This window comes from Sorangium sp. So ce296, from assembly GCF_051529605.1.
In the GTDB taxonomy this organism is placed as follows: Bacteria; Myxococcota_A; Polyangia; order Polyangiales; family Polyangiaceae; genus Sorangium; species Sorangium cellulosum_D.
Genome location: NZ_CP150325.1, coordinates 10105436 through 10119061 on the forward strand (window position 1 = coordinate 10105436; position 13626 = coordinate 10119061).

The window sequence follows — 13626 nt, forward strand, 5'->3', positions numbered from 1 at the left end:
GGCGAGCGCGCGCGCGGCGTGCCTCGGCCGTCCCGAGGAGAGGGCACCCGGGCGCGCCGGACGGCGCGCGGGCGCTCAGGGCGCGGGGGTGAAGTCGACGGTGAGCGTGTAGGCGCCTCCGCCGATCGGCAGGTAGGTGTCGACGATGACGAACAGGGGCTCGCCGCCGGCGACGTCGATCGCGAGCGTCTCGTCATCGCCGCGGCCTCCGTCGTCGGCGCACCCGAGCTCGGAGCCGAAGTCCGCGCAGCCCTCGCGCACGTAGAAGCCCAGGTCGGCCTCGGCGGACAGCGTCAGCGTGAGCGTGCCGTCGCTCGGCGGCGTGAACCTGTGGATCGCCTCCGGCAGGTCCCATCCGATGCAGCTGCCTTCGAACACCGACGCGCCGGCCGTCGTGCTGCCCGTGTTCTCGCCGATGGCGAGCTCGGCGGCGTCCTCGCACAGCACGTCGAGCTCGTAGACGCACGTGGAGGAGCATCCATCGCCGCTCGTGGTGTTGCCGTCGTCGCACTCCTCGATCGCGTCGACGGTCCCGTCGCCGCAGACGATCGGCGTGAACCTGACGTTCAGCGTGTAGGGACCGGCCTCCCGCGGCTCATAGGCGTCGACGACGATCGGCACGGCCTGGCCGTCTCTCACGTAGATCTCGAGCCGCTCCTGGTCGGGCAGACCGTCGTAGGGGGAGCTCTCGTCGGAGCAGTCGATCTCGGAGAACATGTCCGCGCACGCGCTGCGGGCGTAGACGCTGTGATCGGTCGGCGACTCGAGCTCGATCACGAGCGTGCCCGACTGCCCGGTGGGCGGCGTGAACAGGTGGATCTCTTCCGGTCCGTGGCCCGTGTTGCCGAGGAAGCAGGTCCCTTCCAGGCCGCTCGTGCCCTCCGACGTGTCGCCGTGGATCGTCGTCGAGACGATGGGTGTCGCGCTCGCGCAGGCGGTCTCGGCGATCGGGGCGCAGGTCGCGGCGCAGTCGGTGTCCGCGCAGTCGTAGGACCCGTCCCCGTCGTCGTCCTCGTAGTTCGTGCAGTCCGTCTCGCCGGTGGGCTCGGCGCCGCCGCTGCCGCCTGTGCCTGTGGGCTCGGCGCCGCCGCTGCCGCCGGTGCCGGTGGGCTCGCCGCCGCTGCCGCCGGTGCCGGTGGGCTCGCCGCCGCTGCCGCCTGTGCCGGTGGGCTCGCCGCCGCTGCCGCCGGTGCCGGTGGGCTCGCCGCCGCTGCCGCCGGTGCCGGTGGGCTCGCCGCCGCTGCCGCCGGTGCCGGTGGGCTCGCCGCCGCTGCCGCCGGTGCCGGTGGGCTCGCCGCCGCTGCCGCCGGTGCCGGTGGGCTCGCCGCCGCTGCCGCCGGTGCCGGTGGGCTCGCCGCCGCTGCCGCCAGTGCCGGTGGGCTCGCCGCCGCCGCCGGCGGTGCCAGTTCCGGTGCTCGTGGCGTCGACGCCGCCGGCACCGCCAGCGCCGCCGGAGCCGCCATTGCCGCCCTCGCCGTCATCGTCTCCGCATCCCGCGGCTGCCGACAACGCCAGCACGAAAATACCTGCAACGAGTCGTACGTTCATCCATCTGCTCCAACGCAAGAGAGAGCCGTCATAACGCGGGTGAGCCTGACTCCACGGCGCAGCGTGATGACATCTTCGGCGCAACCGCTCCGCCTCGATGAACGCGTGGTCGGCGAATTTCATTGACTTAACCGGTTGTGTTAACGTTAACATGGGGGTAAAGATCCTGGCAACTCGAAGCGCTTCGACGAGGAGGGCCGATGTCCGTTTCTCGTCCCGGAGGAAATTTATGATCGGAAGACTCAAGGGCGCAGCGCTGCTCGCCGTGCTCGCCGCAGGGTCCCTGACGCTGGTCGCGTGCGGTCGCAGCGACGGCGGCGACTCCGGCGGCAAGGTCGGCACGGCGTTCAACCTGGCCCCGGACGGCTCCGGTCCCGGGGCTGCCTCATCGCTGGGCGACGCGGAGCTAGCCCTTCTCAAGAGCTTGCCGTCGACGGTCGTGGCGCAGAGCCCCCGGTGGAGCCGACCACCGTTCGCGCGCCCGCGTCGAGGAGCTTGACGCATCAAATTAAAGCAGTGCCCGATCGAGGTGCACATATCCTCCATCCACATGAATGAGCTGCCCGGTGATGTGCGAGGATTTTTGTGAGAGCAAAAAAACCGCCATCGCGGCGATCTCCTCCTTTGTGGTCATCCGTTTCCCCAATGGAATTCTTTCGTTTATTAACTTCAATTTTTCTTCCGGGTCAGGAAAGGTCTTGATCCAGGTGTCATATGACGGGGTATAACATTCTGCGACGATTACAGAGTTTACCCGAACCTCGTAGGGCAGAAGCTCCACCGCCCATTCGCGCGTGAGCGCGTTCCGCCCTCCGTTGGAGGCCGCATATGCCGACGTATTGCCCTGCCCTGTCTCGGCTGTCTTCGATCCGATGTTGACAATCGAACCCTTGTTGCGAATCAATTCCGGCAACGAATAGTGCGCCATCAAATAATAATGAATCAGGTTTCTGTGAAGCGAGTCGATGAATTTTTCATAGCTCCCCGAGGCCAGGCCCACGCCGTCATTTACGCCTGCGTTGTTGATGAGCGCGTCGATCCTCTCGAATTTTGAAATTGTCTCTTCGGTGGCCCGTCTGCATCCGTCATTTGACGTGAGCTCGGCGGTCACGTATCCGCACCTGGATCCTTGCGAAACGATCGATCGGCATACCTTTGAATTGTCGCTCTCATCGCGTCCAATGATTACCGGGATGGCTTTCTCCTCTGCGAGTGCTCGTACGATACCTTCTCCGATACCTCTGGCGCCCCCGGTGACCATGACGACTTTGTTCTCTAATCCCAGATCCATATTATTCTGTTGTGAGGTTATGAGTTTTGCTGCGGTATCCAAAGATGTAATTCAATTTCATCGCCGCGTGAACCATTGTAGCGCTGGTCCTCGCCTGCTCCGGTCCTGTGCCATCTCGGCCGCCATCCCCGACAGCGCCGGCCAAGGCCAAGACGGTGCTGTCGCTGCCGCCGCCGGACCCCACGCTCGCCTGGACCGTGCGGCCGCCGGGGGAGTGGAGCCGCACCGGCGAGAGCGCGCCGCCCGACGCGCCCAGCGCTGTGCCGGCCCGAGCCGCTCGACGGCGACGCGGCGCCGGCCGTCCATGGACGACCGCGCCCTCGCCAGCCCGCGCCCGGCCCGCTCGCGGCCGGGCGCGGGCTGGCGAGGGCGCCGCCGGCCCCGGCGGTCGCGAGGAGGAGCGCCGCCGAGGAGAGCACGATCGATGGCTTGCGTCGCATCGCTCTCCTGGATCCACCGGACCGCGCGGCGTCCTACCGGCGCCACCCTGGTGCGGCGCTCGGATGGGAGAGCTACAGGCGGCCAATCGGTGCTCGGACGAGGACGAGAGAACGACAAACCGCCGAGGCGCCGAGGACGCCGCGAGAAGCGATATCCCTGTGTTCTCTCGGTGCCTTGGCGGCTTCACTCTCCCCACGATCTTCATGGGTGCTGCCTCCCGGTGCGCCTGGTGGCGACGGCCACCCACATTCTCCCGGGTGAACATGCGACGAGCGTTTGTCTGGTTTGCCTGTTGTGTTAACGTTCACATGCGATCTATCATCCCTGCGCTCGGAGCGCTTCGAAAAGGAGGGCCGATGCCCGTTTCTCACCCCGGAGGAAATTTATGATCAAGAGAGTCACGGGCGCAGCGCTGCTCGCCGTGCTCGCCGCAGGGTCCCTGACGCTGGTCGCGTGCGGCCGCAGCGACGGCGGCGACTCCGGCGGCAAGGAGCTGCGGGTCTGGCACTACGAGGCTCCCGAGAGCGGCATGGGCGTGGCCTGGAACGAGGCCATCAAGGAGTTCGAGGCCACCCATCCGGGCGTGAAGGTCAAGCTCGAGTTGAAGGGCTTCGAGCAGATCCAGAAGACCGCGCCCATGATCGTGAACTCCAACAGCGCCCCCGACGTCATGGAGTACAACAAGGGCAACGCGACCGCCGGGCTGCTCTCCAGGCAGGGCCTGCTCGAGGAGATCACCCCCGAGGTCAAGAAGCGCGGCTGGGACAAGCTGATCAGCCCGAGCGTGCAGGTCGTCGCCAAGTACGACGACAAGGGCATCATGGGCGGCGACAAGTGGTACGGCGTGCCCACCTACGCCGAGTACACGCAGGTCTACTACAACAAGGACCTGTTCAAGAAGTACGACGTCAAGGTCCCGACCACGTTCGACGAGTTCACCAAGGTGATGGACGCGTTCGTCGCCAAGGGCGTCACGCCGCTGGCCAACGGCGGCGCCGAGTACATGGCGCAGCAGTACGTCTACCAGCTCGCGCTGGACAAGGCCGACGAGCCGTGGGTGAACGCGTTCCAGCGCTACACCGGCAAGACCGATTTCACCGACCCGGCATGGACGTACGCGGCGACCACGTTCGCCGACTGGGTGACGAAGGGCTATATCGCCAAGAACTCGGTCAGCACCAAGGGCGAGGACGCCGGCGTGGCGTTCATGAGCGGCAAGTTCCCGATGATGTTCTCCGGGAACTGGTGGTTCGGGCGCGTGGCCAAGGAGGCCAAGTTCGACTGGGACACCTTCGTGTGGCCCGGCGCGAAGATGACCCTCGGCTCGGGCGGCAACCTGTGGGTCGTCCCGAAGGGATCGAAGAACAAGCAGCTCGCCTACGACTTCATCGACATCACGCTGCAGAAGAAGATCCAGAACATTCTCGGCAACGCGGGCGGCGTCCCGGTGGCGGCCGACAGCTCGGCCATCACCGAGCCCAGGGCCAAGAAGCTCATCGACGGCTTCAACACCCTCGCCCAGTCGAACGGCCTGGCGTACTACCCGGACTGGCCGGCCCCGGGCTTTTACGATCAGTGGGTCTCGCAGACCCAGAAGCTCATGAACGGCGATCCGCCGCAGTCGGTGCTCAGCGGCCTCCAGAAGACCTACGACAGCGGCCTGCCCAAGTGACAACAGGCAGCTTGACAGGGCGTGACCGGCTCGCCTACCTGCCCTACCTGATCCCCGGGCTGCTGCTGTTCGCCGGGGTCATCGGGGTGCCGTTCCTGATGAACATCGGGACCAGCTTCACCGAGTGGGCCGGCGTCGGCACCCCGACGTGGGTGGGGCTGGACAACTACCGGGAGCTGGCGACGGACGGCGAGTTCTGGGCGTCGTTCCGGCACAACGCGCTGGTCATCGTCGGGATGGCGATCCTCCCGACGATGATCGGGCTCGTGCTGGCCTCCGTCCTGACCGACCTGATCGACCGGCACTTCGGCCCGCGCACCGCCAGCGCCCTGCGCGCCTGCATCTACCTGCCGCAGGTCCTGCCGATCGTCATCGCGGGCATCGTGTGGAGCTGGCTGCTCGCCCCCGAGAACGGCGCGGTGAACGTCCTGCTGCACGCGATCGGGCTCGGCTCGCTCGCGCACGACTGGCTCGGCGATCCCGCCACCGCGCTGTGGAGCGTCATGGGGGTCATGGTCTGGATCCAGATCGGATTCCCCCTCGTGATCTTCATGTCCGGGCTGCAGCGCGTGGACCCCTCGCTCTACGAGGCGGCCGAGATCGACGGGGCCTCGTGGGCGCAGCGCTTCTGGTACATCACGATCCCGCAGATCAGGCCCGAGATCTTCGTGGTGCTGCTGTGGACGACGATCGCCGCGCTCAAGGCATTCCCGCACATCTTCGTGCTCACCAGGGGCGGCCCGGGAGGCGCGACCAACGTGCCGTCCTACTACTCCTACGTCCATTTCTTCGAGAAGACCGACGTCGGCTACGGCTCGGCGATCGCCACCGTGCTGACGCTGATCGTCATCGCGCTCACCATCGTCTTTCTGCGGCTGCAGGGCCGTGAGCTGGGGGAGGAGCGGTGACCACGACGCTGGCCAAAAGCCCGGTGAGCGCACCCGCGCGGAGCCGGCCGCGGCGGCGCCGCCGGGGTCCGTCGGCCTACGCGGTGCTGGCGGCGCTGGCCGCGATGGCCGCGATCATGCTGATCCCCTTTGCCGTGGTGGTCTTCAACGCGCTGAAGACGCCGGCGGAGTACACCGCCAACGGCCCGCTCGCCCCGCCGGAGGGATTCCATCTCGAGGGGATCAGGGACTTCTGGGAGCGCGTCGGCTTCGGCCACGTGCTGCTCAACAGCCTGCTCATCAGCGGCTCGGTGGCCGTGCTGGCGGTCCTTTTCTCGGTGCTGAACGCCTACGCACTGGGCATCGGCCGGATCAAGGGCCGGATGTGGGTGCTGGTCCTGCTGCTGATGGCCAACACGCTGCCGCAGGAGTCGCTGGTCTACCCGCTGTACTACCTGGCCAACCAGCTCGGGCTCTACGACACCCGGGTCAGCGTCATCATCGTGTTCACCGTCATCCAGAGCGCGTTCGGCACTTACCTGCTGTCGTCGGTGATGGCGGCGTTCCCCCGGCCGCTGCTGGATGCGGCGCGGATCGACGGCGCAAGCCGGTGGCAGATCCTGTGGCGGGTGGTCGTGCCGGTCGTGCGGCCCACGCTGACCGTGATGCTCGTCTTCTTCTTCATCTGGACCTGGAACGAGTTCCTGATCCCCCTCATCTTCCTCATCTCCAACGACAACCAGACGGTCTCGGTCGCGCTCGGCGTGCTGCAGGGACAGCGGCTGATGGACGCCACCATGTCCAGCGCCGCCGCGCTGCTCGGCCTGCTGCCGACCGTTGTCTTCTACCTCATCTTCCAGCGCACGCTATCGCGCGGACTCACAGCAGGAGCGATCAAAGAATGAAGTTCACTGACGGTTACTGGGAGATGTGCAAGGGTGTGCACGCGGTCTACCCGATGGAGGTCCTCGACGTCGACGCCGGGCCGGCGTCGTTCGTCGTGCACGCGCCCGTCCAGCGGATCCGGCACCGCGGCGACCTGCTCAAGGGGCCGGTGGTGACCGTCACCTGCGCATCCCCGATGCCGGACGTCATCGGCGTCACCATCACGCACTTCGCGGGCGAGCGGCCCCGCGGCCCGGCGTTCGAGCTGGCCACCGACCCGACCGGGGAGGTGACGGTGGACGAGGACGCGGCCACGCTGACCTCCGGCGCGCTGTCGGTGCGGGTCGGGCGCGGCGAGGGGTGGAGGCTGGACTTCCTGGCCGGGGGCCGCCGCCTCACCGGCAGCGCGCGGAAGGCGATGGCGATCATCGACACTGACGACGGCCGCCACTACGTGCGCGAGCAACTCCACCTAGGCGTGGACCACTTCGTGTACGGCCTCGGCGAGCGGTTCGGGCCGCTGGTCAAGAACGGCCAGGTCGTGGACATCTGGAACAACGACGGCGGCACGTCCAGCGAGCACGCGTACAAGAACGCGCCGTTCTTCCTCACCAACGCTGGCTACGGCGTATTCGTCGACCATCCCGGGCGCGTGTCGTTCGAGGTGGCCTCCGAGGCGGTGTCGCGGACGCAGTTCAGCGTCGAGGGCCAATCGATGCGCTACTTCCTCATCTACGGGCCGACGCCGAGGGAGATCCTGCGCAAGTACACCGCGCTCACCGGGCGGCCCGCGCGGGTGCCGGCCTGGTCGTACGGGCTGTGGCTGTCCACCTCGTTCACCACCGATTACGACGAGGCGACCGTCACCTCGTTCATCGACGGGATGGCCGATCGAGACCTGCCGCTCAGCGTGTTCCATTTCGACTGCTTCTGGATGCGCGAGTTCCGGTGGTGCGATTTCGAGTGGGACCCGCGCGTGTTCCCCGACCCGCCCGGGATGCTGCGCCGGCTCAGGGAGCGCGGCCTGCGCATCTGTGTCTGGATCAACCCCTACATCGGGCAGCGCTCGCCGCTGTTCGAGGAGGGCAGGGCGCGCGGCTACCTGCTGCGGCGCCCGAACGGCGACGTGTGGCAGTGGGACCTGTGGCAGCCGGGCATGGCCATTGTCGACTTCACCAACCCCGAGGCCCGCGCGTGGTACGCCGCCAAGCTCGACGCGTTGCTCGACATGGGCGTGGACTGCTTCAAGACCGACTTCGGCGAGCGCATCCCCACCGACGTCGTCTACCACGACGGGTCCGACCCCGAACGCGCGCACAACTACTATACCCACCTCTACAACCAGACGGTGTTCGAGCTCTTGCGCAAGCGGCGCGGCGAGGGCGAGGCGGTCGTGTTCGCCCGCTCGGCCACGGCGGGCGGGCAGCAGTTCCCGGTGCACTGGGGCGGAGACTGCGAGTCGACGTTCGAGGGGATGGGGGAGAGCCTGCGGGGCGGCCTGTCGCTGGGCATGACGGGCTTCGGCTTCTGGAGCCACGACATCGGCGGGTTCGAGGGCACCCCCGACCCGGCGGTGTTCAAACGATGGATCGCGTTCGGGCTCTTGTCGTCGCACAGCCGGCTGCACGGAAGCGGCTCCTACCGGGTGCCATGGCTGTTCGACGAGGAGTGTGTGGAGGTGCTGCGGCGCTTCACCCGGCTGAAGATGCGGCTGATGCCCTACCTGGCCGGGGCCGCGCGGCAGGCGTACGGCGAGGGCTTGCCGATGATGCGCGCGATGGTCGTCGAGTTCCCGGACGACCCGGCCTGCACGCACCTGGAGCGGCAGTACATGCTGGGTGACGACCTGCTCGTGGCGCCCGTCTTCTCCGCCGACGGGGAGGTCTCCTATTACGTGCCGCGCGGCGCGTGGACGCACTACCTCACGGGGGAGCGCGTCGAGGGCGGCCGCTGGGTGCGCGAGCGCCACGGGTTCGACAGCGTGCCGCTGCTCGTCCGTCCTGGCGCGGTGATCCCCGAGGGCGCGGTGGAGGACCGTCCCGACTACGACCATGCGAACGGCGTGACGCTGCGCGTGTACGAGCCGGCGGAAGGCGCCCGCGTCACCACGGTGATCCCGGGCGCGGACGGGGACGCGGTCACGACGTTCACCACGTCCCGGCGCGGCCCGGTGGTGCGGGTGGAGGCCGCGGGCGCCCCGGGGGCCTGGAACGTTCTCGTCGTCAACCGCCGCGTCGTGGGCGTCGAAGGCGGGGAGAGCGCGGAGCACCCGCGGGGAGCGCTGGTCAGGGCGGCCGGCGGCCCGCTGGTCATCACGCTGGAAGAGAAGGGCTGAGCCACGGCACGCGGCCCCAAAGGAGACGATCGATGAAGAGATTTCGCTTAATTGCTGCTTCCGTTCCGTTCGCGCTCGCGCTGGCGCTTCACCCCTCGGCCTCGAGCGCGGCTGACACGCTGCCGTTCCAGGACCCCGGTCTGCCGATCGAGGTCCGCGTCCACGACCTCCTCGGCCGGCTCACGCTCGACGAGAAGCTCTCGCTCTTGCACCAGTTCCAGCCTGCCATTCCGCGGCTCGGCATTCCGGACTTCAAGGCCGGCACCGAGGCATTGCATGGAGTGGGCTGGTCGACCGATCGCGACAACGGCGGCGCCGTCGTGACGGCGACCGGCACGGTGTTCCCGCAGGCGATCGGCTTGGCGACGACCTGGAACCCGGATCTCATCCTGCGGGTCGGCGAGGCTGTCGGCGACGAGGTTCGCGGCTATCACGCGCTCGCCCCGCGCGTCTGGGGTCTGCAGGTATGGGCGCCCGTGGTCAACCTCCTGCGCGACCCGCGCTGGGGGCGCAACGAGGAGGGCTATTCCGAGGACCCGCTCCTCTCCGGCGCGATTGCCACCGCCTACGGACGCGGCCTCGAGGGGGACGACCCGCTCTACCTGAAGACCGCGCCGGTCATCAAGCACTTCCTCGCCAACAACAACGAGATCCGTCGTGACACCACGTCGTCGAACCTGCGCCCGCGCGTGAAGCACGAGTACGACGAGCTGGCCTTCAAGATGCCCATCGCCGCCGACGCCGTGACCGGCGTCATGACCTCGTATAACCTGGTCAACGGCAGGCCCGCCACCGTCAACCCCGATGTCGGCGACGTCGTGCGGAGCTGGACGCAGAAGACGCTCTACAACGTGTCCGACGCCTGGGCCCCCTCCAACTTGACCAGCTCGCAGCGCTACTTCGCCACGAGCGAGGAGGCCTTCGCGGCGACGCTCCTGGCCGGCGTGGACAGCTTCACCGTCGACAACAACGACAGCGCGCCCACCATCGCAATCCTCCGCTCGGCGCTCGCGCAAGGGCTCCTCGCCGAGGAGGACATCGACGCCTCCGTCGAGCACGTCCTCTCCGTCCGCCTCCGGCTCGGCGATTTCGATCCGGAGGGCGGCCCCTATGCCGGCATCGGGCCCGACGTCATCGACAGCCCGGCGCACCGCCAGCTGGCCCGCCGGGCCGCCGACGAGGCCATGGTCCTGCTCGAGAACAAGCGTCGCCTCCTGCCGCTGGACCCGTCGGCCACGCGGCGGATCGCGGTCGTCGGGCCGCTCGCGGACACGCTCTACACGGACTGGTACTCCGGGGCGCTCCCGTACCGGGTCACGCCCCTGGACGGCATCCGCGAGCGGCTCGGCGGCGCCACGGTCCTCTCCAGCGAGGGCGTGGACCGGATCGTGCTGCGCGACGTCGCGAGCGGCCGTTACGTGACCGCCGGCGCGGACGACGACGGGGACATCCTCCGCGTCAGCGCGGCCAGCGCGGGTCCGACCGAGGAGTTCGACGTGTTCGACTGGGGTCAGGGCATCGTCACGCTGCGGAGCGCGGCCAACGGCAAGGTGGTCGACCGCTTCAACTTCGGCGCCAACTTCGCGAACCGCGCCGCCCAGCCGTACGACTGGTTCGTCCAGCAGCAGTTCGTCCTCGAGCCGCAGGGCGACGGTACGCACGTCATCCGCTACGCCGGCTACGAGAAGGCGTTCGACTGGGCCGGCCCCGAGGTCTACCTGACCATCGCCGAGGACGGCGCGCTCGCCCTGACCGCGACCGAGGCGGCCGACGCGGCGCGCTTCGAGGTCGACGTGGTCCGGAGCGGCGTCGACGAAGCCGTGCGCGCGGCAACAGGCGCCGATGCCGCCGTGGTCGTCGTCGGCAGCATGCCGTTCATCAACGGGCGGGAGGATCATGACCGCACGACGATGGCGCTGGCCGAGGGGCAGTCCGCCCTGGTACGGGCGGTGCTCGCCGCCAATCCGCGCACCATCGTCGTGCTGGAGACCAGCTATCCGATGACCATCCCGTGGGAGAAGTCGCACGTGCCGGCCATCCTGTGGACCACCCACGCGGGCCAGGAGACCGGCCATGCCATCTCCGACGTCCTCTTCGGCGACCACAACCCTGCCGGCCGGCTGACCCAGACCTGGTATCGCTCGGCGGACGACCTGCCGGACATCCTCGAGTACGACATCATCAAGGCCCGGCGGACGTATCTCTACTTCGACGGCGATCCGCTCTATCCGTTCGGGTACGGGCTGTCGTACTCGACCTTCGGGTACGACAACCTCCAGCTGAGCGCCCGGTCGGTGCAGGCCGGCGACACGATCTCGGTGCGCGTCGACGTCACGAACAGGAGCCTGCGGGCCGGCGACGAGGTCGTCCAGCTCTACAGCCGCCAGCCGTCGTCGCGCGATCCGCAGCCCGCCAAGCAGCTGCGGGCGTTCCGGCGGATCCACCTCGCGCCGGGCGAGAAGCGGACGGTCGAGCTCGATTTCGCGGCGTCCGACCTCGCCCACTGGGACGTGACCCGGGGCCGCTGGGTCCTCGAGGCGGCCGGCGTCGAGCTGATGGTCGGCTCCTCCTCGGCGGACATCCGCCACCGCACGACCGTGCGCGTGCGCGGCGAGCGCATTCCGGCGCGCGACCTCGCCCGCGAGACGCGGGCGGTCGACTTCGACGACTACGCCGGCGTCGAGCTGGTCGACGAGAGCATGGAGTGGGGCGACGCCGTGGGCGCCACCGCGGGCGACTGGATCCGCTTCTCCGATGTGGAGCTGGGCAGCGGCGCCAGCCACTTCAGCGGCGGGTTCGCCCGCGCCGAGGCGGGCGACGCGCTCGTCGAGATCCGGCTCGACGATCCGGTCCGCGGCAAGCGGGTCGGGACCGCCGTCGTGCCGAGCACGGGGGACGTGTACGCCTACGTCACCGCGACCGCCGAGCTCGACGGCGCTTACGGGCGACGCGACGTCTACCTCGTGTTCCGTGGCGCCGCCCGCCTGTCGACGTTCGCGCTCGACTGAGGGCGGTCCGCCCAGCGCAGCGTCGGGCGCGACCGTCTCATCTTCTTCATTGTCAGATCGCTCCTGGCTCCGGCGTATCTCTGGAGGTAGGCCGCTGTTCCATCATCCAGAGGAAGGAGCTCCATGAAGTGCGATCGCGACGTACTCGCCCTCTTTTGTGCCGCCTTGGGCGCAGCTGCCGCAGGCTTCGTACCTGCGCAGGCCCATGCCTCCGACGAGTTGCTGGCGGATCCGGCCTCGCAGCATGCGCCGATGCTCGCCTGGGAAGAAAATGCCGCCTGCCAGTCCTGTCACGAGGATGACCACGACGGTGGTTCGTGGAACGCCCATGGTTGGGATGCGATGGAGGAGGGGCGGCTCCCGGTCGGCCAGCACGGGCGCCAGACCCTCGTCGTCCGCCCAGGCCAGTCGATCCAGGACGCCATCGACCAGGCGGACGACGGGGCCAGGATCCTCATCCTGCCAGGCGTGTACCGGGAGACCGCCGACGCGACCAACGGCCTGATCATCAACAAGAGCGGCATCTCGCTCATCGGGCTGAACAGGCCGACGGAGCGCGTCGTCCTCGAGAACGCCGGCAGCCAGCGCAACGGGATCGTCGTCGTGCCCAGCGAGCGCAACGACTGCATGGGCTGCCACGAGAGCATGGCGCCGCCGTTCGCGCTCAAGCCCGGCATCGGCAGCGTGATGACCGACGGCGAGCCGGTCCTGTACGACGTCGAGATCCGCGGCATCACCATCCGCGACTTCTCCAACAACGGCCTGTTCACGGAGCGCGTCGACGGCTTCCGGATCGTGGACGTCCACTCGGACAACAACAAGAATTACGGGATCTTTCCCACACGATCGCGCAACGGGCTGATCGCGCTGAGCAAGGCCACGGGGGCCAACGACAGCGGCGTCTGGATCGAGACCTCCGAGCGCGTCCTGGTCACGCACAACCTGGTGGAGAACAACACCAACGGCTTCGAAACGTCCAACAGCGACGATGTCGACCTGACCTACAACGTGGCCAGGAACAACTCCGTGGGGATCTCGGTCCTGCTGTTGCCGGGCATCTTCGACGTCCGAGCGGGCTCCAAGCGCGTCAACGCTCGCGGCAACTACGTATACGACAACAACAGGCCGAACACGGCGCGGCCGGGGAGCATCCTCTCGTCCGTCCATCCCGGGTCGGGCATCCTCTATGTCGGCGTGGACGAGTCGGAGATCTCGGGCAACCAGGTCTTCGGCAACGATCTCACGGGCATCGCCATCGCGGACTACTGTGTGCTGGTCAGCGGCGCCCCGGGCCGCGACTGCCAGACGGATCCGTCCGTCACCGTTCCTTACCTGCTGGACCAGGACGCCCGCGACAACCACGTGGTAGGCAACACGGCGACGGACAACGGCCTGAGCCCGGGATCGCCGGCCGAGAACCCTTTCTTCTTCGTCGCGAGCGACCTGACGCTGCTCACCCTGCCGGACACGCACGGCAACTGCTTCGAGGACAACGCGTTCGACACGTTCTTCTCGCTGATCGGGCTGTCCGCTCCGCCCGGTTGCGACTAGCAGGCTGC

Annotated in this window: 9 protein-coding genes; 7 read left to right on the forward strand and 2 right to left on the reverse strand. The window is 68.2% G+C overall.

The window, feature by feature from the left end:
* Window positions 1-75 precede the first annotated feature (75 nt).
* Entirely contained in the window at window positions 76-1548 is a 1473-nt protein-coding gene (locus WME98_RS37600; RefSeq protein WP_437946503.1) for a DUF4215 domain-containing protein, read from the reverse strand.
* A gap of 229 nt (window positions 1549-1777) precedes the next feature.
* On the opposite strand from WME98_RS37600, the gene WME98_RS37605 reads away from it, so the two are divergent.
* Window positions 1778-2047 carry a hypothetical protein gene (locus WME98_RS37605; RefSeq protein WP_437946504.1) on the forward strand — a complete coding sequence of 90 codons (270 nt, stop codon included), beginning with the start codon at window positions 1778-1780 and terminating at the stop codon, window positions 2045-2047.
* 9 nt (window positions 2048-2056) lie between these two features.
* Here WME98_RS37605 and WME98_RS37610 read toward each other — a convergent pair whose 3' ends face one another.
* Entirely contained in the window at window positions 2057-2839 is a 783-nt protein-coding gene (locus WME98_RS37610) for an SDR family oxidoreductase (RefSeq protein ID WP_061621278.1), read from the reverse strand.
* A gap of 826 nt (window positions 2840-3665) precedes the next feature.
* Between WME98_RS37610 and WME98_RS37615 the strand changes: the two genes are divergently transcribed.
* The 6 genes from WME98_RS37615 (at window position 3666) to WME98_RS37640 (ending at window position 13618) form a co-directional block, all read left to right on the forward strand.
* A complete protein-coding gene (locus tag WME98_RS37615; protein WP_437946505.1) occupies window positions 3666-4952 on the forward strand; it encodes an ABC transporter substrate-binding protein in 1287 nt (428 codons plus the stop codon).
* 11 nt (window positions 4953-4963) lie between these two features.
* Entirely contained in the window at window positions 4964-5860 is an 897-nt protein-coding gene (locus tag WME98_RS37620) for a carbohydrate ABC transporter permease (protein WP_437946506.1), read from the forward strand.
* Window positions 5861-5964: 104 nt separating this feature from the next.
* A complete protein-coding gene (locus tag WME98_RS37625; protein WP_437954065.1) occupies window positions 5965-6744 on the forward strand; it encodes a carbohydrate ABC transporter permease in 780 nt (259 codons plus the stop codon).
* Window positions 6741-9059 carry an alpha-xylosidase gene (gene yicI / locus WME98_RS37630; RefSeq protein ID WP_437946508.1) on the forward strand — a complete coding sequence of 773 codons (2319 nt, stop codon included), beginning with the start codon at window positions 6741-6743 and terminating at the stop codon, window positions 9057-9059. The genes WME98_RS37625 and yicI overlap by 4 nt, the downstream gene beginning before the upstream one ends.
* Before the next feature lie 32 nt (window positions 9060-9091).
* Window positions 9092-12067, forward strand: a complete 2976-nt coding sequence (locus tag WME98_RS37635) for a glycoside hydrolase family 3 C-terminal domain-containing protein (RefSeq protein ID WP_437946509.1) — start codon at window positions 9092-9094, stop codon at window positions 12065-12067.
* A gap of 342 nt (window positions 12068-12409) precedes the next feature.
* Window positions 12410-13618, forward strand: coding sequence for a right-handed parallel beta-helix repeat-containing protein (locus WME98_RS37640; RefSeq protein ID WP_437946510.1), 1209 nt, complete (start codon window positions 12410-12412; stop codon window positions 13616-13618).
* The last annotated feature ends 8 nt before the right edge of the window (window positions 13619-13626 follow it).